Source organism: Veronia nyctiphanis (genome assembly GCF_004116385.1).
Classification (GTDB): domain Bacteria; phylum Pseudomonadota; class Gammaproteobacteria; order Enterobacterales; family Vibrionaceae; genus Veronia; species Veronia nyctiphanis.
The window spans coordinates 84683-109013 of the sequence record NZ_PEIB01000002.1 but is presented as its reverse complement, the minus strand read 5'-3'; the positions used below and the strand labels follow the sequence as shown (position 1 = coordinate 109013).

The window sequence follows — 24331 nt, the reverse complement described above, 5'->3', positions numbered from 1 at the left end:
AACTTACAGGATATAGCGATAACCGATAATACCTGACAAATTTTTCGGTGTCTCACAGCCCAGCTTTACTGGGCTGAATATTTGATTTATATCTTATTTCAGTGGCCTTTCGTTAACCGGAGCCAATAGGTAGCTTTGAGAAGGTTATAATGTATTAATCCGTTGATATTTTCATTGCTTCCTTTTTCAGTAAAGGCTGTCAGTTGGCACATCAACCAACGATAGGTTTTAGTCCTCTGGAAATAGGTATTAAAGTATTCATTTTATGAATATTATGACGTTCTTTTTTAGATGGATTTCCTGTGCATGCCATGCGGCTTAGCAACCTGAAACTCGCTGAGCCATGACTTTCTTTGAACGACTAGCATCTACCTGTCATCTTCAGGGGGCAACCTCCATTTCATGTCTGTGTTTTTATACCTAGTGGGATAGGCATAAGTAGCATATAAAAGTTATTATTTTTTAATGTACTTCACTAGATAATTAAACCCAATATGTTGTATAGAAAAATCATTCATATTTTATTGTGAATAATGAATATCAGTTTCATATTACGCAACACAAAAATAAGCATCAAATGTAAAAATAACACCAATAATCTACTAGATTACTTTTCAATAGTCACATAAAAGATAGCGGGTATTGTTATTTAACTTTTATCCTTATTAATTTCGCGTACCTTAATAAACCAACCACACTTACTAGGTTATTAGACAATAAACCGCTAATTTTAATTTATCCAAGATGTGATTCAAACTACATACAAACTCTCGCAGATAATATTTATCAGTGTCGCTATTTATCGTTCCCAACCGCGCAGCAGAGGTGCAATGTGGCTTAAGCCAGCATATATTTATAACTGTATTTATTTTTTCAGTCACATTTTTATCTCCCTCAATTCTCGCTGAAACCGAAGAGTTAGTGATCGCTCTGAAGAACAAACCTGATACGTTAGATCCTCATCGGTTTAACATTGGCAACACGACTACGGTTACTAACCTAATTTATGATTCTTTGGGTGTCCGTAACGGTGGGGGTGTATCAAACAGTAAGAGTATCATCTCCCGGATGACGCCTATCGACATTCAAACAAACACATGGAAACTCACCATTAATAAAGGTATTAAATTTCATAATGGTAAAGAGCTGACCATCGACGATATCATTTACAGTTTGGACCGAATAGCTTCTCTTCGAGATAGTCCCAGCTCATATAAACAGTACGTTTTGCCAATACTGAAGCACTCAAAAATTGATAACTATTCACTTTGTATTCAATTTAAGCAGGGCTATGCGGAATTTCAGGGGGATCTTGAAAGGATTTCAATCATAGCAACGAAAGGCGACGATCCAGAAGATGAGGACACTTTCATAAAAAATATGTCTTGGGTCGGTACAAATACATATAAAGTAACTGAAAATAATTTAGAAAATGGTTATATTCGGCTAGAAAAATTCTCTAAAAATGTGAATGTCGATAATGCGATTTCAAAGATAAAAATTGTATTTATCCACGACGATGAACTGAGGCTCAAAAAACTACGTCAAAAAGAAGTGGATGTAGCTGACAAGCTTACTCCGCGCCAAATTACCTCTCTGACAACCGAAGGTTTCAAGGCTTTCTTCCAAAGTACAAGTCGCGTGATATTCCTTCAACTCGATATGTTCAGAGATAAGCCTACATACATTACAGATCGATTAGGCAACTCCCTGCCCCAAAACCCGCTGAAAGACATCAGAGTTCGGCAAGCACTCTCACTCGCTATCGATCGTGAGTATATAATTTCATCTGTGATGGAAGGAAGTGCCTCGCCAGCTGGTCAGATATTCTTAAAAAGCTGGCCACTTTCGAGTAAGAACCTTACAGCCAAAAAGCAAGACGTTGAAATGGCCAAGACGCTTTTGAAGCAAGCGGGCTATCCTGATGGCTTTAAAATGACGATTCATGGACCTGAAGGGCGTTACATTAATGATATGAAGGTTATCCACAGCATAGGCAAGATGTGGTCAAAAATTGGTGTAACAACTTCGGCGGAAGGGTTACCTGTAAAAGAGTACTTTGAGCGTGCATTGGGGAAAAACGAATTCAGTATAAATTTACTTGGTTGGGCTCCAACGAACAGTGGGAGTTATACATTTAACAATCTCTTTCTAGCGCCCGATAAAAAACGAAAAATTGGTACAGGCAATGCTGGCCGATACTCTAACCTCAAACTCACCGCTCTCCTTAATGAAGCACAAAGAACACATGACGAAATCTACCGTCTGCAACTTTATCGAAGGGCATCCGAGATCGTGATAAATGATGTTGCGATTATTCCTCTTCATTTCCAGGTCATAAATTGGGGTCTTTCACCCAATATTGGTTACTTCCCCCGCCCAGAAAATTGGAGGTTAAATTTGACAGCCTTTAGATGGACAGAGCCAGAGTAAAAAATAAATCTATTAGATCAAAATTGTTGGCATTTGATGCCTATGAAAGTTTAATATTAAAAATAGCTATGCAACAGTGTACGCGAAATAATCGCCAGCTCTTAAAATCGAAACAATAATCGTAAATTTGATTCAAGGGTGAAATATTTTTCACCAGAAGAATAATCAAAATTAAGAAAATTATCAGTATTAATAAATAAACTTATATTGATATGTGAACACAATATTGATAATTTTATCGATAATAAATTATAAGCAAAAAATAACCATGGAGTTGGTTTCATGCGCAATGCCTTCAGCGCTTTAATCCCTGCCCTTGCGATTCTTTTCGCTCAACCTGTCATTTCTGAAAACGAAAACAAAGAGTTGGTGATAGTCTACAAAAATGCCCCAGATACACTTGATCCTCACAGATACAATGTAGGGAACAGCATCAATATCTCAAATATATTTTTTGACAGACTTGGGCTGTTTGATGAAGGGGAGAGGCTGTTCAAGAAAGGTATTGTAGAGAAAACTGAATTATTGGATGCCAAACAGAACCTGTGGCGCTTGAGCCTAAAAGACAATGTGTTTTTCCATGATGGACATAAAATGTCAGTGAATGACTTTATGTTCACTGTGCAACGTATCAGAGAGCTTCCACAGCAAACCAACTCCTTCAAAGCATACGTTGAGCCCATCTTATCGATGACCTCAGTCAATGATCTGACGATTGACATACAACTCAAGGAAGGCTATTCCGAATTCGCTGGTGACCTTACCAAAATTGCAGTTTTACCAGAACACCTCTCTCATTCAAATGATATGTATGAGTTTGATAAAGGTAAAACAATTGTCGGTACAGGTACATACAGCTTGAAAGAAGCGGATTTAGAAAATAATCAATTACTCCTCGAACGTTTTGACGGTAATTGGCGTGAAATCGACGCGATAAAGAATGTAAGAATTATTTTTGTTCCATCAGATCAAGAGAGATTAGACGCCCTTCTGTCGGGAAAAGCACACGTAGCAGATAAGCTTTCACCAAAAGATCTTGAATCGCTTGAAAAAGCAGGTTTCAACATTTTTAAGCGAAATACCACACGCTCTATATTTCTTCAGCTCGATACCTTCCGGAAAAAACCCACGTTCATCTGGAATAATGATGGGTCAGAAATGGACGTGAATCCATTGCAGGACATCAGAGTAAGAGAAGCCATATCGTTGGCCATCGACAGGGACTATATTTCTAACGAAGTCATGTCGGGCGGCGGTTCGCCTGCTGGCCAAATTTTCTTGGATGAGTGGCCCTTCGCAAGCAAGAACCTCACAACACCAAAGCAGAATATTCAAAAAGCCAGAGCGCTAATGGAAAGCGCCGGATACGGTAACGGATTCAAAATGGCCATTCATGGACCAAAGGGTCGATATATTTCTGATGTTGAAATCCTTGATGCTATTGCCGTCATGCTCAGAGAGATTGGGATAGATGCAGCAACACAGACGTATCCGGTAAAAGAGTACTTTCGACGGGCAATGACCAACAATGAGTTCAGTGTCAATCTTCTTGGTTGGGCACCAAATATCAACGGCGGTTATACATTTAAGAATCTCTTTATGTTTCCGGACAATAACCAACAGATTGGGTTAGCAAATTCCGGCCGATATTCAAATCCAAGGTTGACTGAGCTCGTGCAGACAGCAGAAAAGCACTTCGATCAAGGCTATCGAAATCAACTATACCGAATCGCCTCTGAAGTTCTCATCAGCGATGTTGGAATCATCCCTCTTCACTTCCAGCAAGCCATTTGGGGGTTAGCACCAAATGTCACCTATTCCCCTAGCCCCGGCTCATGGCGAACCGAGCCCGAAATGTTCCGGTGGAAGGAAGCACGTTGATGATACAAAGTGGTGCGCACCAATTTGGAAGCTTAAAGTGGATAGTCATCAAACGTCTTAGTTTTTTGTTTTCTTCGACACTGCTGATTATCGCACTTCTGGTTTATCTGAGCCTCGAATACTACTTCGATGGCATCAGAGAAATGAGGCAGAACCAACAGAAACTGCAGTTCTCATCCATGCTTGAAAACCGCATGGAAAAGTACGCGATAGCGGGCCAATTTGTGTCTTCCGTGATTGGTTACAACACCACCAGTAAACCTGACATAGCAGAAGTCGAAAACCTACTGAATTCATACAGGCATTTTATTAACGAGCGCTTCGAAATTGGCGAAATTTCTCTCTATTCCCCTAACGGTAGATTAGTTACCTCGTGGGGAACACGGATGGATGCAGATCATTTCCACCAACTGCATCAACCAATTGTTGATAAGTTCATGCAAAGCCTGACGCCCGAAATGCAAATCATCTGCGAGAGGACATGTAAGCAACATGCTATGGTGGGCCTTTGGGCAAACTTTGAGCTGGTTGGTTTGCTAATGTTTGGCGCTGGGCTTGGTGATTTCACCACTGAGTTCAGGGACTTTGTTGGTTCAGAAATCGCGATGATCCAAACCTCAAAAGCAATGAAGGTTGATGATTCTTCTGGGTTTCTTTTTGACCAATACTTCGAATTAAGCATCGCAAATAGTGATTATTCTTTTGCCTCTGCCAGTGATCAGGAGGTCTTCCTCAGTGCGTTTGAACAACTCGGCGTACAACCCGTCGAAGATAAAATTAGCTTTGTAGAGGTATTTGGCAAACAGTATGAGTTGAGCTATCAACCAGCCTATTTCAACGATATAAAGCTTCCGTTTGAATTAGTGTTTTTGCAGCAAATAGACAAAGAACTGGCTCTTGTGAAGTCATTTTTGCAGATCTTGTTCATTATATTTGGGGCTTGTGCTCTCTTAACGGGCGTTTCACTGTATTGGGCAATCAATGAACCTATGAACAGGCTGAGACTGATTACATCTGCCCTCCCCTTACTCGGTAAGCAACGTTTTAGTGAGTTTCGCCAAACTGTGGGTGAACCAGAGTTAGCGAAGAAAAAACATGAACTCGACCTGCTTCATGAAACGTCTTATCAATTGTGTTCAAAGCTTAACAGGCTTGAAGAAGAAATCGAACAACAAACTACCGCACTCACCACAACACTCATTGAGAGAGACAGAGAGGCTGACTTCGTTAATAACCTTCTCGACAGTGCGCCATTATTGGTGGTGATGCATTGCATGGACGGACGGGTGCATAGGATCAATGAATTTGGTCGAGATTTAATGGGATTGAGTGAGTCTTCTACAAATATCGAATATTTCTCCAATGTATTTGGTTCAAACGATTGTGTATATACATTGAATGACTTGCAGCGAGTAATCAGAACCGAGAGCAAACTTGCCACCAAAGAAGGAAATGAATTCGATGTTGCCTGGGTTCATCGCCGCGTTCAGGGCGAAACGGATGAAGAGTACATGATTCTCTCGGTTGGGCTGGACATTACCGAACAAAAAAATAGCCAACGTAAGCTGTCTTTCCTTGCAGAGCACGACCCGCTTACCGGACTTTTTAACAGGAACAAGATAAGAGCTCTGATTTCGACGTTTCTGGAGAAAAAAGAGTTCGGTGTACTCTGCTACTTCGACCTTCGCTATTTCAAGTTGATTAACGATACCTATGGTCATAAATTCGGTGATATGACGCTGATACAGGTTGCCAACTACTTGGTCCAGATTTTTCAGGATAACGCCGAAATTGGACGCCTTGGTGGCGATGAGTTTGCAGTGTTGGTTAGAAATAACAACGTGGAGAATGTTGTTGTCAAAATTCGCGAGTTGAACCAGCGCATGCAAGAGGTTCAAATAGCCGGCTCTTTTTTCCGACTACCTATTCGCGTTTCAGCTGGGATTGTTGAGTTTGATGACAGTACCCAATCGATTGATACGCTGATGCACCAAGCAGACTGTGCTATGTATGAAGTCAAATCAAACGACGGTGAGAAAAATTGGCATGTATATAACGGTAACGAACGCATGCTGAGTTACTTACAAGACTCATTGGACTGGCGTAAAAGAACCGAGCAAGCCTTACTGGAAGGGAATTTCCGACTCAAATACCAGCCTATTGTCAATCTTGAATCTGGTGAGGTCAGTGGTTTCGAAGTGTTAGTCCGAATGATCGACGAGGAAAGTAAACTCATCGTACCAAGTAAGTTCATTCCGTTTTCCGAAAGTGATGGAAGTATCGGCAGAATAGACAAGCTAGTGATGACAAAAGCGCTCTCAGACTTTCCGGCATTACTCAAACTGAAGCCTAACATCGAACTTCACCTTAATATTTCAGCAAAATCGTTGACCGATCCAGAAATTGTGGCGCTACTGGAGCAGCATATAGTCAATCACAATCTGCCTGCCAGTCAGATTGTAATTGAAGTAACTGAAACCGCAGCAATTAAGCAACTGAATCTGGGTAAACACTACGCAATGCAAATGGTTGAACTGGGTTGTCGCCTTGCCATTGATGATTTCGGTGCTGGCTATGGTTCGCTAACCTACCTCGCCGAGTTCCCAGTCGATAAAGTGAAAATTGATGCGTCGTTCGTCAGAATGATTAAAGACTCCGAAGAAAGTACGCGCCTTCTTTCTTCGTTGAGTCAGTTCTGCCTTGGAATGAATAAAACAACTGTCGCTGAAGGCGTAGAGCATCTCGACATCCTTCATAAACTCAAGGAAATGGGCATTGATGAAGCACAAGGTTCATCTTTGCTCAGCCGCAAGACCTCGATGAGATTCTCGAGGCAAATTGTTTCGAGTACACCCTCGAAGATGGCACACTAAACGTCCCCCCATTGCGCGCGAACTCTACTCGCTAAAAGAGCGTATTCTGATGACAGATCAGTGATATAAAAAAGACGTAACTCAGTTCGATATATCACGTGAGTGACTTGCGGCAGTCTTCCGCATGAAGCTGCAAGTCACTCAAAACATGAGTCATTAGCCCTAATTATTCGCAACTGATCGCATTATGAGCACATTACTTAATGCGACGTTCAGTATTTTCACGTTCTGTGACCACAATTATTGTATAAAAAATAAACATACATGTGCTCTATTGATTTTCTTTTCTAACAAATACCAATAATTACGAGAGTTTAATATGACAGTAAAAAGGATTTTTACGCTGTTAGTCGGCTTAACATTCAGCCAATCGGCCCTTTCAGAAAACGATCGAAGCGGCTTTGGCGGCCATATCGGTTTATTCGCAGGCTATACGTCTTCACAATCAAACCTAGATACTGAAAACCCGAAAACAAATGGAGAGGCTGAACGCTCTTCCATGCCTCTCATTGGTCCACCCGCAGAACTCTTCTACCAATGGGATAGTAGTCGCGTATATGTATCAGTATTCAACGGTTCATCAGCCTTTGCCCTTGGGTACGAAGCCGAATTTGGTGAATCTGCCGTCTCCGTGTCCTATTCTCCTGAGCTTTTTGGATCAGAGGTTTTCATTGATCCCTACCCACTCAATACAGAGCGTAAGACGACTGAGTCTAAGGCTGACACTTTCGATGTGGAATGGGATAGCGTTTTAGGCAGCCCAGTCTCTCTTGGTCTGTCATATTATCGATTAAGAATTGATAACGATAAGGCTGGACAGGCTTCTCTCAACAATATCGACCAACAACTGCTTCTTCGTGATGCAGACAGTTTGATTTTCAATTCCAGCATTGATTTTCCGCTATCTATAGAGCACAAGGTCTTCATGACCACGCAGGTCAGTTACCAACAATATGATGCTAAAGGTAAGGCTGAAACGTTTGACGGCTATGGTGCAACTCTTGGCGTGTTCAAGCCGATGGACGATCAGTTTTTATTGTTCGCCGTGGGGTACCAATCCAATCAATATGACACTAAGCACCCCATATTTAATAAAGTCAAAGAGGACGATGTGCTAGAAGCTTCTTTGTTGTATACCCAAGAAGAACCTTTGGGTTGGCAAAATACAACACTGGCTGTCAACATCACGTATTCAGACTTGCAGTCAAACATCGCTTTTTTTAACGAGAATCAGTTCGTCGCAGGTGTCGGCGTCATTTACAACTTCTAATTACCTCGACTTGGTGGAAGAGCGCCTATCTGGGCATTCTTCCATCAACAGCCTCTCATCTATTACTCATCTTTTGTTTGCCAAAGCCTCACCTACATCTTTTAGGATACGACTACATCAGGCTATGATAGATGAACTCAGAATTGCTCCGAGAAATATAAAGACTAAGGGATTCTAATGAGCACTATCTTTACCAAAATTATTGAACGTGAAATTCCAGCAGATATCGTTTACGAAGATGAACAGGTACTTGCCTTTCGTGACATCAATCCGCAAGCACCACATCACGTATTAATCATCCCCAAAAAGCCAATCGCTACTATCAACGACATTGCACCAGAAGATGAAGCGCTGGTAGGTAAATTGTTTACAACAGCAGCTAAATTAGCAAAAGAGTGGGGAATTTCTGAACAAGGCTACCGTGTAGTCATGAACTGTAATGAGTATGGCGGGCAAACGGTTTATCACATTCACCTTCACATGCTGGCAGGTAAACCTATGGGATGGCCACCTTACAGTAATACCCCAAAGCAATCAGCCTAATCATCCGACGTTTTGCTCTTTTTGTATTGAGAAGGTTGGGCAAACTTTGAGTGTCTACATACTCAAATGAAAACAAAAAAGCCCCGACAATTCGGGGCTTTTTATTAGATGTCGTCAGGAAAATTATTGGCAGGCGCCTTCATTTTTCCACACGCCCCACTGACCAGTCGTTCCAGGTTCTTCACCCTGAGTCCACCACTTAGCAGAGTATTTAATACCTTTATGGCTTACTGACTCGCCTGTCAGGTAAACAGTACCAGCTTTCCAAGCTTGAACTCCGTCACAACCTGGAGTTGTGTCACCACCGACTGTTACTGGCACAGATTTAACACCCGTCAGACCTTGAGCATCTTTCACAGTCAGTTTGATGTTATATGTACCCGCAGCTTGGTAGGTATACACTGGACTTTGTTGAACAGACATGCCGCCATCACCGAATGACCACTCACGTGATGTTACACCTGCATCATCAGATGATTTGTCAGACAGTGTCACCGTTAGACCACTTACGACAACACCGAAGTCAGCAACTGGCGCCTGATTGTCACCACCACCGTTGTCGTCACACTTACCTACTTTCTTCCATACATTAGAGAAGACATCAGGTTGTGCACCCGTTGACCACCAAGTAGCTTCAAAGATGTTGCCTTTATAAACCACTTTGTCGCCCGAACGATAGCTCTTAGTTTCAGACCAAGCTTCTTCACATTTCGGCGGTGTTGTCGTACTCAAATCAACAACTTTTGAGGCAACGTCTGACTGATTCACTGTATCAGTTACTGTCAGTTTAACCGTGTACTTCGTTTTTTCTGCAAAGGTATGTACTGGGTTAACCGATGAGGACGTGTTACCGTCTCCAAAGTTCCAGCTGTTGGTAGAAATACCGTTATCGTCGGTTGACGTATTATTGAAGGTTACCGTCTGACCATTTACTGAGTAGCTGAATGCCGCAGTTGGCGGAGTATCAGTAGGATCGTCATCACACAGTCTGCGCAATTCAGTTAACGCATCTTTCGCTTGAACAATACCATGACCAAAGCGGTCATCACGCCCTGCTGCGCCCTTATCTTGTGCAGTCGCATTCATCGCCTGACGAACTTTTTCACCGCTACATTCTGGATAGTAGCTCCAAATCAGTGCTGCGACACCTGCAACATGAGGCGTTGCCATTGACGTACCGCTCAGTGAACGATAGCCGCCGTTGATGTACGTTGAATTAACGCCAACACCTGGCGCAGCGATTTCAACCTGGTCATTATACTGCGAGAAGCTAGCCTTATAGCCAGACTGGTCAACAGCAGCAACAGAAACAACTTCGTTATAAGAGGCAGGGTAAGATTTTGCTGAAGTACCGTCGTTACCTGCCGCTGCAATACTCAATACATTGCGCGCTGTAGCATTTGCAAATGCCTGACGTTCGGCGTTTGATGATGCACCGCCACCCAAACTCATGCTGATAACATCAGAGCCTGCGTTAACACACTGGTTAACTGCTGCAACCAAGTCAGAGCCGTATGCCCAGTTACCTGAGTTATTAAATACTTTAACAATGTGAAGTTTAAGAAGGTTTGAAGGGTTAACACCAACAACACCACGGTTGTTACCGCCGATACCTGCAATGGTACCTGCTACGTGTGTACCGTGGCCATTGCCATCTTCATACCAGTTACCTGTGCTGTTCGAGCCATTTTTGTCGTCACCCGTAATTCCAGCACTTGGCAAGTCTTCGTGACCAAGCTCATAACCCGTATCAACGATACAAACCTTACGGTTGCCAGACATGCTGTCTGATACTTGGTTAGCCTGAACCATGCTAATACCATATGGCTCGTCTTCGGCCATCAGGAATCGTTTCGGGTCAACTTCGATGAATGCAACATCGGGGTTGGCTTCGAGTTCTGCTTTTGATTCAGCAGTCAACAAAAGCGCCATTGAATTAACACTTGGTAGAGCGCGCACAACGTCAGCGTCGACAGTTAATGCAACATTCTGAAGTAAGTCAATTTTCGCTAACTCAAGAGCTTCTGGGCTGATAGCCTGTGCCGAAAGAGCGCTGAACTGTGAATCTTTAAGCTGAACAATAAAACGTTGTGACTCAGCAGGCGCTGTGTTTTGTGTTTCAGCTTGGATAGAAGCAGCTAACATTGATAGTGCAAATGCACCCGCATATGCTGCTGGTTTAATTTGAGACGTTTTCATAACAATCCTGTGTTTAAAATCTAAAAAATCGAGACTCATTAATCCATATAATCTATTGAATTACATGAGTTTTTCCTTTTTATTTTTGTAACAACTCGCGATTGAGCTATTAACAAACATCTAACAACTCATCAGATTTCATATCAAGGTTATTTTCCATTAAAAAATATCTGATTCGCAGGACAAAATTCTGGCAATGAAAATTCGTAAATAAATATGACCATAAAAGAGTAAAAATATGATGTTTAAAATATCAATTAATCAATAACTTAAATTGATAAAATTAACTTCGTAAACCATACGTTACAAAATTAGAGGTTGGATAGCGGGGTATATAACTTTTAAATAATATTTATTCAATATCAGTGAGTTAGAGAGTTAAATCTCATCTTTCTGTTAGCGATATACAAGAGTGATTCACCAAAACGAGAGACTAATTGACTCGGCTTTGCCTCTTCATTTCTGAACTTAGTAACTTGATTAACTTAACTTCTCAGCACTGGAACAGACATAGCCTGCTCAACGAATAATCTTGTAATCAGAAGATTAGGTCAGTTGTCCATCTACTTTGTTAGCGATAACTGTGATGGAGATTCTCAGACAAACCTTCGAACTTAAATATTTTGTCATCTAACTGTCTATGTGAATCAATAGATTACTTTCACTCCCAAGAATGGCAGCAATTAACTATGCAATCTTTTCCCTCGATAAATCAAAGCTTACATTTGGTTACACTTAAACGTGCAATCGGAAGTTAATTTTATTGACTGAAAAACAGATGTGAGACGAAAATCCAGCGAAATTTGGATAGGCATGACTATGACCAAAACCGAACGAATACCTCTTGGTTGGAGAGAATGGGTAGAGCTACCGGACCTTAACATTCCTTCAATTAAAGCAAAGGTTGATACAGGAGCCAGAACATCCTGTTTGCATGCGACAAACATCAGTACATTCACGCGAGATGGCGCACTCTGGGTCAAGTTTGATTCGAATCCAGACCAGAAGAACCAAGGCGATGCCATTACCTGTGAGGCAATAGTAAAAGCAGTAAGAAACGTTCGTGATTCTGGCGGGCATCAAACTGAACGCTACGTGATTGAAACACGTTTAAAAGCCGGGTCTATCAGCTTTCCTATCGAGATGACCCTGATATCTAGAGCAAATATGAAATTTAAAATGTTGTTGGGCCGGACCGCAATGTCTGGCAGGTGTGTTGTTGATCCTGAGGCGTCGTACCTTCTGGATGTATATAAGGATAAGTGATGAAAATAGGCATTCTCTCACGCAACAAAGACCTTTACTCAACTAGGCGTCTTATTGAAGCCTGTGAACAAAGAGGCCATGAGTACAAAATTATCGACGCACTTAGGTGCTACATGAACATCAATTCGACTCAACCTTCAATCCACTTGAAAGGTGAAGATTTGGTTGGCTTTGACGCGATTATTCCGCGTATTGGTGCTCCGTGACATTTTATGGCTGTGCCGTCCTTCGTCAGTTTGAAATGATGGGAGTATTCCCTCTGAATGACTCTGTGGCCATTACACGTTCGCGAGATAAGTTAAGGTCTTTGCAATTACTTTCTCGAAAAGGGATTGGCATGCCCGTCACGGGTTTTGCGAGTAAGCCGGGCGATATCAAAGATCTACTTCAAATGGTTGGGGGTACACCCGTCGTCATTAAGTTACTCGAGGGCACACAAGGGATCGGTGTCGTTCTTGCCGAAACAAAGAAAGCGGCGGAGAGTGTTATTGAAGCGTTTATGGGCTTGAAAGCCAATATCATGGTGCAGGAGTACATCAAAGAAGCGGGTGGCGCAGATATTCGGTGTTTTGTCATTGGCGATAAAGTGATTGCCGCGATGAAACGTCAGGCCCAACCGGGGGAGTTTCGTTCGAACCTTCACCGGGGTGGCTCGGCATCACTGATAAAGATTTCACCACAAGAGAGAAGAACCGCAGTCACCGCAGCGAAAGCGATGGGACTGAGAGTCGCAGGTGTCGACCTCTTACGTTCTGAGAGAGGCCCGTTAGTGATGGAAGTGAATTCCTCTCCGGGTCTGGAAGGTATAGAAAAAGCGACCGGCAAAGACGTTGCCGCGATGATTATTGATTATATTGAAAAAACGGCAAAACCGCAGAGGACAGCAACACGTGCCAAAGGCTAATCAACACCCTAGCTTTAAAATTGCAGATATCGAAGTAAAGCCGGGTACCCGTGCAAGTGTGGAACTTGAAGCCGCCAGGCTTTATACCCACTCGCCTCTCGGCGTAAAAGTCGATGTATTACATGGAACAAAACCGGGCCCTGTTTTACTGATCAACGCAGCAATACATGGCGATGAGTTAAACGGCGTAGAGATCGTGCGTCAGATTCTCGAAATCATTGACCCTAAGAAACTCAAAGGCACGGTTATCGCTGTCCCTGTTGTGAATGTATTTGGCTTTATTCATAAGTCGAGATACCTGCCTGACAGGCGCGATTTAAACCGTTGTTTCCCGGGCGCTGAGAGAGGATCAATCGCGGGTCGATTGGCTTATCAATTTTTTAATCAGGTAGTGAGCCTGTCAACACATGTCGTTGACCTTCACACTGCAGCCATTCACCGGACAAACTTGCCGCAAATACGTGCAAACTTGTCGAATGAAGCGGCTGCAGAAATGGCGTTTGCATTTGGTACACCCGTGGTAGTTGATGCAGCCTTGCGTGGTGGCTCACTCAGAGCTGAAGCTGAAAAAATCGGTATACCTGTGATTACCTATGAAGCAGGTGAAGCACTCCGCTTTGAGCCTTATGCCATCACAGCGGGCGTTAAAGGGGTTAAACGTGTGATGCGCCATTTAGGGATGATCAGACAGAATAAACGGAAGAAGCCTTACGAGCCTGTCTCGCCCGAGCGACACGATGGCTGCGCGCTGAGTCTGACGGTATTCTCCGCTCTCATGTTGGCCTGGGTCAACGTGTCAGCAAGGGGCAGATACTGGCAATGATCAGTGACCCTGCAGGGACGAATGATATGGCGATTGTTGCCCCGCAAGGGGGAATTGTTATCGGACAACAAACGTTACCGCTGGTCAATGAAGGCGACGCCATTTTCCATGTTGCCTTCTTCGAAGAGCCTGACAGATTGGTTGCTGAACAAGTAGAGAGTTATCTGGATTACGTCACTGACGACGACGATAACGAAATCCAATGGGGGATCGGCACCAGTTAACCGGTGACTATCACGTAAACAAAAGGCGTTGTCCTTTCAGACAACGCCTTTTTTCATCACGCCTGATAGCAATAAATCACTCTTCCAATGCTCTCAATAACACGCCACCACTATCTTTTTTGCCCATCACATCATCCGGATTTCTCAACCCACATTTGTCGAGAGAGAGGCAACCGCAACCGATACAAGAATCAAGGCTTTCACTGAGCCGCTGCAAACGGGCGATGCGCTGCTGAAGGTCTTGTCGCCAAATCTCAGCCATTTCTGACCAATCTTCGCGGCTTGGTGATCGTTCACGTGGCAGGGTGGCAAGTACCTCTTTAATTTCATCCAGAGAGATACCTAATTGTTGTGCTGTTTTGATGACAGCAACGCGCCGAAGTACCGAGTTGGAATAGCGCCTTTGGTTTCCCGCATTTCGGTTACTAAAAATGAGTCCTTTTTTTTCATAAAAGTGCAATGCCGACACAGCGACACCAGAACGTTTTGCAACCTGCCCTACAGACAGCTCCATACTATCACCTAAAACCTCACCATTGGTTGAGGTTAGATTGGCATAATCAAGCATATTTGTATTTGGTCAACGTTAGTTTTCCGAGAGATATTCCACTTTCATTTGGACAGTGAAATCGCCCTTCAGCCAACACAATAATCATTGCTTACCCGACGGATTGATATTTTTAAATCAATGATATCAGTCGCATTTCTTCCACAGACTGCTCTGAAAAAACAATGCTCCCTTTACCTAAAGCTATGTTGAGGTTTTATCGTGTCATTAAATCTTGCGTCGTGGATAGAAAATGAAAAATACACATTCAATGAAAGCCAGAAGCATTCCTTACCTTACCGGGCAAATATTCGATGGTATGTCGAGCGGTTTGATGATGCTTGCCCTGCCTTGGGCCATGTTGTCAGAAGTAGACCGCGGGCCTTTTGTCGCCATGACAGCGCTGGTATGCACTATCATCAGCTTTTTAACGACGCCTGTTAGTTCAACGATTATTGACCGTTATTCGCGAAAGGCAATTCTGCTTGCCACACAGGCTGCGAAGCTTACCTCGGCGCTGTTCATTTTGTTGCTATTCTCAGTCGATTTAGGCTCTGTGTGGTTACTGGCCGGATTCCAACTGGTTCTTTGGGTGGTAAACGATATCGCGTGGGCCAACCACAGTGCATTCATTCAGGAGAACTATCAAAAATCTGAGTATCCAAAGATATCGGGTCATAGAGAAATCACCATGCATAGTACCTCTCTCATTACAGGCGTTTTGGGTATTCTGCTACTCGAACACTGGACTATGGTGCAGTTTTCACTTTTGACCTCGCTGCTATTTGCTCTTGCCCAATTATGCTTTTGGAGAACACCTTACCAACGCAAGGTAACAGGAAGTGAGAAGCGAGCGTTCTCTTCGCAGATACTAGAGAGTAAGTCAGTATTTATGTCGTCACCACGATTCTTTCTGTTCGTCTTGCTGTCTTGTCTCGGCTATCCAATGCTGACATATCTGGCTCGACTCGTTCCTATCTATGTTTCTGAAATCGGAATCAGCGGGACATGGTTTGCGTCATGGAATATGGCCTTTGCTATTGGCGGTATTTTGATGGGTTTTTCAATCAACTGGATTTTAAAACGTACGGCGCATGAGCATGCAATGACATCATCAGTACTGATGCTTTCTGCACTGCTGTTTCTAATCAGCTACCAGTTGTCTCCAACGGTTCTGATTGCTCTAACCGTTGGGATCGGTTTCTTCAATGCGCTTAATCGAGTAGCAAGAACAAACCTACTTCATGTCACCATACCAATGAATATGCGAGGCCGCGTTGACGGTGGACTGAAGTTGTTCTCGACATCAGCGCAAGGGATTAGCTATGTCATCATTGCACTACTAAGCAGTTACAATGTCACTAATTATGGTTTCTTAATTGCCGCTATCGTCATGCTGATTGCAGGCCTCGGCATGCTCTCGTTATCACGATCACAAATACTGAGCCAAAGCATTCTTAGTCAATAAATGCTCTCAAAGCAGATGGATACGTTACCATGTTAACAAGGAGTAATTCATGAAAGTATTAGCATTCGGCGCTACAAACAGCCGCCAGTCTATCAATAAGCAATTGGCGAAATACGCTGCGTCTTTGACGGGCAGCACACAGATTGAACTCATTGACCTCAATGATTACGAAATGGCGATTTACAGCATAGACAAAGAGAATGAAAACGGCATTCCAGAAAAAGCAAAGAACTTTATCCGTAAAATCGCGGATGCCGATGTGGTCATCGTGTCTTTTGCTGAATATAACGGCGTTTATACCTCCGCTTTTAAGAATGTTTATGACTGGGCATCGCGCGTAGAACATAAGATATTTCAGAGTAAGCCTGCAGTATTTTTATCAACCTCACCCGGCGGTGCGGGAGCGAAAAGCGTTCTCAATTTTGCCGTCGAATCTGCAAAATATATGGGAGCAGATCTTAAAGCCAGTTTATCAGTTGCCAACTTTTATAATGTATTTGATGAAAAAAATAGCCGGATAAATGACCCTGCTATTAATGCTCAACTGAAACACGCAATATCGACATTGAACCTCTTCTAATCGAAATTTCACACAATGAGGAACAGAACAGCCTGTTCCTTCTTTCATGTCTCACCGATTAAACACCTAATATTCACAACCTAATCCATGCTTGACGTCAAAAACAACAATAAGACAGGACGTCGCTATGCCTAATAGTCATCATAAGCCAGCCGAACCTTGGTTGCTTTACCGCTCAAAAATTTCCTACTTCAGTGGGAAGGTCGAAGCCTACCTGAAATACAAACAAATTCCCTTCAACATAAAGGAAGTGAACCACTGGACGCTAAATAAAATTTACTGGAATACGGGGGTGAAAAAAATGCCCGCACTCGAAGCCAAAGATGGGCGCTGGTTGTTCGATTCTACGCCCATGATCCAATGGCTTGAAGAATGCTATGGCGGTGTTCCTGTATTACCCAAAGATCCTGCATTGCGTTTTTTTTGCTCTTCTTGTTGAGGACTATGGTGATGAATGGTTATGGCGGCCTGCGATGTGGTGGAGGTGGGTGCCCAAAACAAGCAGACGCACTCTCGGATGGACAATTGCGACAGAAATAATTCACCCTTGGTTAGGACGCCCAGCCGGATGGTGGTTTTCTTACCGGCAGCTCAATGAGTGGTTATGGAAAGATGGCGTCAATCGGAAAAACACCTCAGATGTGCGCGACATGCTGTTCCGTGAATTTGAGTTCCTTGAACCTCTGCTTGAAGAGCAGCCCTTCATCATGGGCTCTCACCCGAGTGTTGCAGACTACGGTTACTTTGCGTCGATGTTCCGTCACTTTGGCAATGATCCCGTCTCTGCTGAAACAATGCGCATGCAGGCGCCGAATACCTATGAGTGGTTGGCAAGACTTTGGAACGCAAAACCAGACAAACTATCCGCAGAGCAAATTTGGCATGAGCCAACGCAGCCATTTTGGCTCCCCATGCTCGACAGAATTGCGAACGATTACCTCCCCTACCTCAAACAAAATGCCGAGGCCTATCTAGCAGACCAAAAGCGTTTTGATTTTGCTGGTAAAAGCCTGCAATTCAACGGCACAAAAGCCACTGCTTATCGCGTTTGGTGCTATTGCCAACTTCAAAAAGCCTTTCACGACCTGTCTAAAGAACATAAAGAAAAGGTTAGAACATATTTCAATGACGTTGAGGGATTCGATCAATTCGTCAACGCTAAGGTGATCGATGTGAATATGGACCAAAACTATATGTTGCCGTGGCGACCAAAGGACCAAAAGAGACCCGGATTCACGCCTTCAATCTGGATTTTTGGACAACCAAGAAATTAGATGCATTAGGGAGAGATATAGCTGTTGATTTCCGGTAAATTGATTCGGTTTTTTTCAGGTTGTAGGATTTACTATGGCACGACGTTTAAAGGCATCCTTAATAGTTCTTCTTTTATCATGGCATTCATTCAGTTTAGCCGGACAAAATATAAACAATGGCGTGGATCTGGTTGATGTCAGGTTTAAGCCGGGTACCTCGTCAGCGAGTTATTTGGGAACGGTAAGAGGGTATGGGTATACAGACTTTGTGTTCTATGCAACAGCCGGTCAAACATTAGCGATAAACTTAGATGACGATATTTTAGGCAACACTAATACACTTGAGCCTATGCTCTTTAACCGACATTTTGAAGACACGGTTCACTTAAAAAGTTCTGACAGTCAAGGGTACGTTTTACCTTATGATGGTCGCTATCGCCTGAGGGTGTTGCAGATGCGCATTTTTGCGCGACGGGGTAATGTGAACAATTTCTCACTCAATATTTCAATTTCTAATCGCTTGTAGAAATTAGTTATCTACGTGTACGGTGTACACCAACGCGCAAGCCTTTGGTCTGCGCGTTGGTGACTACATATCTCTTTTACTCAGGACATGTATTAGGTCGCATTCCTGCCTGTATTACTTGGATTCTTTATTTCTTTCTATACGCCACAATATGAGTCATGAATAGCCTTGAGAACCTTTCGTTAAAACGAATTTTATATTCATAATCTGATTCATCTAACTTTTCCCATCCGTCACCAAAGTAATCGTTGATATCATTTAGTGGCACAGATTCATCATCAAAGTGGTATTTTTTCCACTGGTATGTGCAAGAAAGAAACAGCACACCGCCCTTATTTGTTGCCTCTTTTAGACCAAGAACAATCTCATTCGGCGATTCACATTGATCGAGAACATTCATGCACATAGTTACATCAAACGTATCGGAAACGGTCTCTGAGTCAAACGTTGAATTAAGACAATTGAACGTCACATGTTCGCAAGCATCACTAAAATCACGCGTCGAAAAATAGAACTCTTTAATGTTTTTATACGCATGTATGTAGCTAAAATTACAACCATCCCCATCGATCAGAATTTTCTTCAGATTACTCAGCAATCGAAATGATGGCTCTACAAGTGTGGCATATTCGACGCTTGGGAAACGCTGGATCAATTCATAGCAATTTCGTCCCAACGCTGGGCCCACTTCAAGGGCAGTCTGAGGAGCCACTCCGGCATCTTGTAGGTTTCTCTCAATGAAGTTTGCAACAACACTTGTGGATGTGGATACCGCAAAATCTTCTGGTACATCCTTCATTCTACAATCAAGTGGTTTTGCCACATTGAGTGCTTTTAACTTATCCAGCCATTCAGCTTCAAAATAGCCCCCAAGCCCTTTCTCATCGAGATAAAAGTCATCCATAAACTGCTCCTAACCAATCTTTGCTGCATCAATGCTGCTTATTCTTCGGAAAGGCAGAATACGACAAGGGCTCTTTTTTAAATTGTGCTCAGCTCACAATGATTTGGTGTCAAATTGATGGGAAAATGATTCAGTTAACTGTCTCCTGAGTTTTATCAAAACGCATGAAAAAGTGGGTGAAATTCACACACTTTAACTGTCCTGATAAACCAAAAAAAGGCCGCACTCTCATGCAGCCTTTCGTCAATAGCAGTCAAAAGAGCCTGCTATCTATTTTTATTGTTTAAGGTCGAATCTGTCGTTGTTCATTACCTTGTTCCACGCAATAACAAAGTCGTCGACAAATTTATCTTCCGCATCATCTGAGGCATAGTACTCGGCAACAGCTCTTAACTCAGAATTTGACCCGAAAATCAGATCAACAGGCGTTGCTGTCCACTTCCTATCACCTGACAACCGGTCGAATCCTTCATAGATACCGTTTGTCGTATTGGACTTTTTCCATACCGTCGACATATCCAATAGATTGACAAAAAAGTCATTGGTTAACGTACCGGGTTTATTGGTGAAAACACCATGTGGCTGACTTTTATAATTGGCATCCATCGAACGCATACCGGCGAGCAACACCGACATTTCCGGTGCGGTCAATGTCAACATGTCGGCTTTATCGACAAGCATATCGGCAGGAGAGCGATAGTTATCTTTACCAAAGTAGTTTCTAAAGCCATCAGCGTTTGGCGTCATGACATTGAAGGAGGCAATATCAGTCATCGCTTGTGACGCGTCTGCTCGTCCCGGTGTAAAAGGAACCTGAACACTACGGCCTGCATCTTTTGCTGCCTTTTCTACAGCAGCAGCGCCACCCAAGACAATAAGATCAGCCATAGAAACCTTGGCGGCACCTGACGACGTATTAAATGTCTGTTGAATCTCACCTAAGGCAGACAATACCTTCTTGAGCTCTTTCGGGTTATTCACTTCCCAGTCTTTTTGTGGTTCTAACATGACTCTGGCCCCGTTGCTCCGCCACGCATATCGGTACCGCGGAAACTGGAAGCCGACGCCCATGCCGTTCTTACCAACTCAGGCACTGTCAACCCTGACGCCAGAATGTCGCTTTGAGTTCATTCGCCTGCTCTGCACTGATGAGAGGATGATCGACATCAGGAATAGGGTCTTGCCACAACAAAATCTCTTTGGGTACTTCACTACCAAGATAACGAGCTCTCGGTCCCAGGTCGCGATGATTGAGTTTGAACCAAGCTTTGGCGAACGCCTGCTGATAGAACTCAGGAGCTTGTCGGAATCCCTCTGCTATTTTTCGAAACGCGGGATCTTCTTTAAGGGCAATATCGGTAGTAAACATGATTGGCGCATGACGCTTGGTTGGATCGTGAGCGTCAGGGACCAAAAGTGCGGCCGCTTTATTGTCTGGTATCCATTGTTTGACACCTGCGGGACTTTCAGTAAGCACCCAGTTAAAGTTGAAGAGGTTGTCGAGATAGTTCGTTGTCCAACGGGTTGGAGTTACCGTCCACGCACCTTCTAGACCACTTGATATCGTATCGCCCCCCTTACCTGTCCCACATTTGTTCCTCCATCCAAATCCCTGCTCTTCTGTCGGCGCAGCTGCTGGCTCCGCTCCCACACAGCCTTCCGGGCTTCTTTTCCCGTGAGCCTTACCAAACGTATGACCACCAGCGATAAGGGCAACAATTTCCTCATCATTCATTGCCATTCGTCCAAACGACTGACGAATATCTTTTGCCGCAGCAATCGGGTCAGGCACCCCTCCCGGACCTTCAGGATTGACATAAATAAGACCCATTTGCACTGCTGCAAGAGGGCCTTTTAAATTCCCTTTGCTGTCTCTTCGCTCATCAGCGAGAAATTGCTCCTCTGGCCCCCAATAGACCAAATCGGGTTCCCAATCGTCCGTTCGCCCACCCGCGAAACCAAATGTCTTGAAGCCCATGTTTTCTAAGGCCACGTTACCTGTTAAGGCCATTAAGTCGCCCCATGAAAGGCTTGCTCCATACTTTTGCTTAATAGGCCAGAGCAGCCTTCTGGCTTTATCGAGGTTGACGTTATCAGGCCAGCTATTCAACGGGTCGAAACGTTGCTGACCTCCACCAGCGCCTCCTCGGCCATCATGAACGCGATAGGTGCCTGCAGCATGCCATGCCATTCGGATGAAGAAGGGGCCATAATTGCCATAATCTGCTGGCCACCAGTCTTGAGAAGTTGTCAAAACAGAATCGATGTCTTTCTTGACGTCGGCAAGATTAAGGCGATTAAACGCCGCAGCATAGTTAAAATTATCATCCATCGGATTCGACGATTTATCGTGGTCCCTTAATGGATTAAGGTTTAATTGTTCAGGCCACCAAAACTGGTTCGATTTCGCTTCATCAGCGTGAAGATAGCCACTTAATAATGCACCCGAGAGTGCGGCGGCGATAAGAGTTTGCTTAAACATTGAATTGCTCCTTTGCTCTGATGTCGTTTGAACGACATGCATTATTTGCATTTAATTCACGATGTTTTCTGCCAGATAAACGGATAAGAAAACTATTTGGCAAACATCGACGTCGGCAGTCTGCCGAAATAAAAGATCAGAACGAAAATTAGAAACGATTCACCTTCACTGTGATTATCAGAAGATATAAAAGCTACCCATCAATTTTTAATATTGATGACGGCCTCTAGTTTCTGGTAATTCAATCCATTTGAACGTTATGTGTAACTTAACGGTGTATGATGTTTCCACCTCCTTATACTTAAGATTTCCTACAACCCATTTACGTTCACACCATTAATATTTCTGGTGTTGTTGAAAGTATGGAAAAATGCCGTAATGTCCTCTACTTCTTCAGGTTTCAGCGTTACTCCCAATTGATGCCAAGCTGTGTCTTGAACTGCCTGTTCAAGGCTAAACACTGCACCATCATGAAAATACGGCGCAGTCTTTGCCACATTCCTATGAGTAGGGACTTTGAATAAAAAGTTATCGGCTGGGTTTCCGGTTATCTCTGCACGCCCCTTGTCCTGTTTATTGGGGTATGGGTTCACCAAGCCCATTTTCATGAACAACTCACCACCTAATAAAGGGCCATTGTGACAGGCATTACAGCCAACAGTGATAAACGATTTTAATCCTCGCTTTTCTTGCGCGTTAATAGCATCTAAGTCACCTGCTAAATATTGGTCAAACCTATCACGTGTAATAAGCGTTCGTTGAAAAGCGGCCAAAGCTTCTAATGTATTTTCAAAAGTCAGTGATTCATCATGTTTAGGAAATGCAGCGTCGAAGAGGTCTTGATAACCAGCCTCAGTAAGTTTCTCAACCAATTCATCTTTCGAAGCGAGGGCCATTTCTATCGGATTCAGTAATGGGTTGCCAGCTTGAGACACAAGATCTGGACTGCGTCCGTCCCAAAACTGAACAAATTGAAAGCCCGCATTCCATGTCGTAGGGCTGTTTCTTCGTCCTGCTAAACCCTTTGCGCCAACAGATACCGATCTATTTTCAGTTCCTGTTTTGGTATCAGTCAGGTTATGGCACGAGTTGGAAGATTGAGTGTTGTTCGCAGAAAAGTGTGTATCGAAATACAACGCTCGCCCGAGTTGAATCCTCTTTTCCGTATCATGCTCACTGTCTGGCATATGTTTCGGCATCTGTCCGAAAAGTGTATTGGCCAGAACGTACAAACTGTCTTCGGCAGTTGCGTATTGAGGAAATAGCAACAGATTCAACGCTGTACTGATAACCAAAAAGATTTTCATAGCGAATACCAATAAACCACATGATGTCTGCGAGTATAGACATAAAGGTTCAAGGGATAACATTTGAAATAAACGATGGCAGCAATCGTTTTTACAAATCATTTACTGTAGTAACAATCGTCAAATCAGAATGTAAATTTTTGATTTTACCTATCTTTTTGTCATATTTTATCGTCAGTTATATTGCTTTTCTGAACGGTGGAGACGATACGAATTAAGATACTTTCAAATCTTAAGTCTTACTTTTTAGACGTCGTTTTATGTTGCTTAGATAACCTGACTCAGAAAATGTTATCTAGTCACGATGAGAGAAACTGTATCGCCAGATACTTTCCCTCCAGGGGAAAAAGCTCGAGATGACAGACTTCTGATATTTTGGTCCATTGCAGTTCATAACGGTTATGAGCAGATTGCCTGAGCTTTTCGGGTCCATCACCTAATTGAACAGTTCGACATGATGTTGGACATAAATAAAAGTGCGCTTTCCTGCCATCAGTAAAAATTGAAAACACTGGCGACCACTCGGTAATCACCAAATCAGTCTCTTCACGAGCCTCCCTGACCAAGGCCTCTTCTAACGTCTCCCCCTCTTCCACGCTACCACCGGGGAATACCCAATAAACACGATCACCTTTGATTCTTTTAATGAGTAACATTTCGTCGTGATTGATCAACAGAATACTGACCCTTGATGATACATGATTGATATGCGACAAACGTTTAAGCCTTTGTAGGTGCTGGAAAACGCTACGTTAGGACATGCAAAGCCTTGCTACAAGTCAGGGTTCAAGGTCTTACTAACTATTTCGACTCAGCACTCAACATCTGCTGCCACTGATAACCTCATA

16 protein-coding genes and 3 pseudogenes are annotated in these 24331 nt (G+C 43.3%); 13 read left to right on the top strand and 6 right to left on the bottom strand.

What is annotated here, in order from left to right; translation table 11 throughout:
• Positions 1-789 precede the first annotated feature (789 nt).
• The 5 genes from CS022_RS02405 to CS022_RS02385 all read left to right on the top strand — a co-directional run bounded on the left by CS022_RS02405 (position 790) and on the right by CS022_RS02385 (position 9000).
• On the top strand, positions 790-2433 hold the full coding sequence (locus CS022_RS02405; RefSeq protein WP_129120940.1) for an ABC transporter substrate-binding protein: 1644 nt from the start codon (positions 790-792) through the stop codon (positions 2431-2433).
• 282 nt (positions 2434-2715) lie between these two features.
• Entirely contained in the window at positions 2716-4314 is a 1599-nt protein-coding gene (locus CS022_RS02400; RefSeq protein WP_129120939.1) for an ABC transporter substrate-binding protein, read from the top strand.
• Positions 4314-7187 (top strand): EAL domain-containing protein, encoded by a 2874-nt coding sequence (locus CS022_RS02395; RefSeq protein ID WP_235869227.1) that lies wholly within the window; start codon positions 4314-4316, stop codon positions 7185-7187. Before CS022_RS02400 ends, CS022_RS02395 begins: the two co-directional genes overlap by 1 nt.
• A gap of 319 nt (positions 7188-7506) precedes the next feature.
• A complete protein-coding gene (locus CS022_RS02390; protein WP_129120937.1) occupies positions 7507-8457 on the top strand; it encodes a DUF2860 family protein in 951 nt (316 codons plus the stop codon).
• Between the two features lie 171 nt (positions 8458-8628).
• Positions 8629-9000, top strand: coding sequence for a histidine triad nucleotide-binding protein (locus tag CS022_RS02385; protein WP_129120936.1), 372 nt, complete (start codon positions 8629-8631; stop codon positions 8998-9000).
• Between the two features lie 123 nt (positions 9001-9123).
• On the opposite strand, the gene CS022_RS02380 is transcribed toward CS022_RS02385, so the two are convergent.
• A complete protein-coding gene (locus tag CS022_RS02380; protein ID WP_129120935.1) occupies positions 9124-11199 on the bottom strand; it encodes a S8 family serine peptidase in 2076 nt (691 codons plus the stop codon).
• Between the two features lie 819 nt (positions 11200-12018).
• Here CS022_RS02380 and CS022_RS02375 point away from each other — a divergent pair.
• The 3 genes and pseudogenes from CS022_RS02375 to CS022_RS02365 all read left to right on the top strand — a co-directional run bounded on the left by CS022_RS02375 (position 12019) and on the right by CS022_RS02365 (position 14416).
• Positions 12019-12465, top strand: a complete 447-nt coding sequence (locus CS022_RS02375; RefSeq protein ID WP_201746190.1) for an ATP-dependent zinc protease family protein — start codon at positions 12019-12021, stop codon at positions 12463-12465.
• A pseudogene (gene rimK / locus CS022_RS02370) lies at positions 12465-13369 on the top strand (30S ribosomal protein S6--L-glutamate ligase). Before CS022_RS02375 ends, rimK begins: the two are co-directional and overlap by 1 nt.
• Positions 13356-14416 (top strand): annotated as a pseudogene (locus CS022_RS02365) (succinylglutamate desuccinylase/aspartoacylase family protein). Before rimK ends, CS022_RS02365 begins: the two co-directional pseudogenes overlap by 14 nt.
• 76 nt (positions 14417-14492) lie before the next feature.
• On the opposite strand, the gene soxR reads toward CS022_RS02365, so the two are convergent.
• A complete protein-coding gene (gene soxR / locus CS022_RS02360) occupies positions 14493-14930 on the bottom strand; it encodes a redox-sensitive transcriptional activator SoxR (RefSeq protein ID WP_129120933.1) in 438 nt (145 codons plus the stop codon).
• Between the two features lie 286 nt (positions 14931-15216).
• Here soxR and CS022_RS02355 point away from each other — a divergent pair, with 286 nt between their 5' ends.
• The 5 genes from CS022_RS02355 to CS022_RS02335 all read left to right on the top strand — a co-directional run bounded on the left by CS022_RS02355 (position 15217) and on the right by CS022_RS02335 (position 18790).
• Positions 15217-16431, top strand: a complete 1215-nt coding sequence (locus tag CS022_RS02355) for an MFS transporter (RefSeq protein WP_201746189.1) — start codon at positions 15217-15219, stop codon at positions 16429-16431.
• A 49-nt stretch (positions 16432-16480) separates the two neighbouring features.
• Positions 16481-17011: an NADPH-dependent FMN reductase gene (locus CS022_RS02350; RefSeq protein WP_129120932.1), complete on the top strand. Its 531-nt coding sequence runs from the start codon at positions 16481-16483 to the stop codon at positions 17009-17011.
• A gap of 127 nt (positions 17012-17138) precedes the next feature.
• Positions 17139-17450: a glutathione S-transferase family protein gene (locus CS022_RS02345; RefSeq protein WP_129120931.1), complete on the top strand. Its 312-nt coding sequence runs from the start codon at positions 17139-17141 to the stop codon at positions 17448-17450.
• A gap of 49 nt (positions 17451-17499) precedes the next feature.
• The gene (locus tag CS022_RS02340) at positions 17500-18285 is read left to right on the top strand and encodes a glutathione binding-like protein (RefSeq protein WP_161569532.1); all 786 of its coding nucleotides are present in this window, start codon (positions 17500-17502) and stop codon (positions 18283-18285) included.
• 73 nt (positions 18286-18358) lie between these two features.
• Positions 18359-18790 (top strand): hypothetical protein, encoded by a 432-nt coding sequence (locus CS022_RS02335; protein ID WP_129120929.1) that lies wholly within the window; start codon positions 18359-18361, stop codon positions 18788-18790.
• Between the two features lie 127 nt (positions 18791-18917).
• Here the strand turns inward: CS022_RS02335 and CS022_RS02330 are convergent, their stop codons facing one another.
• The 4 genes and pseudogenes from CS022_RS02330 to CS022_RS02315 form a co-directional block, all read right to left on the bottom strand.
• Complete coding sequence (locus CS022_RS02330) at positions 18918-19694, bottom strand: methyltransferase domain-containing protein (RefSeq protein ID WP_129120928.1); 777 nt, start codon at positions 19692-19694, stop codon at positions 18918-18920.
• Between the two features lie 276 nt (positions 19695-19970).
• A pseudogene (gene katG / locus CS022_RS02325) lies at positions 19971-22176 on the bottom strand (catalase/peroxidase HPI).
• A gap of 311 nt (positions 22177-22487) precedes the next feature.
• On the bottom strand, positions 22488-23483 hold the full coding sequence (locus CS022_RS02320; protein WP_129120927.1) for a cytochrome-c peroxidase: 996 nt from the start codon (positions 23481-23483) through the stop codon (positions 22488-22490).
• A 299-nt stretch (positions 23484-23782) separates the two neighbouring features.
• Positions 23783-24199: an NUDIX domain-containing protein gene (locus CS022_RS02315; protein WP_235869200.1), complete on the bottom strand. Its 417-nt coding sequence runs from the start codon at positions 24197-24199 to the stop codon at positions 23783-23785.
• Between the last annotated feature and the right edge of the window lie 132 nt (positions 24200-24331).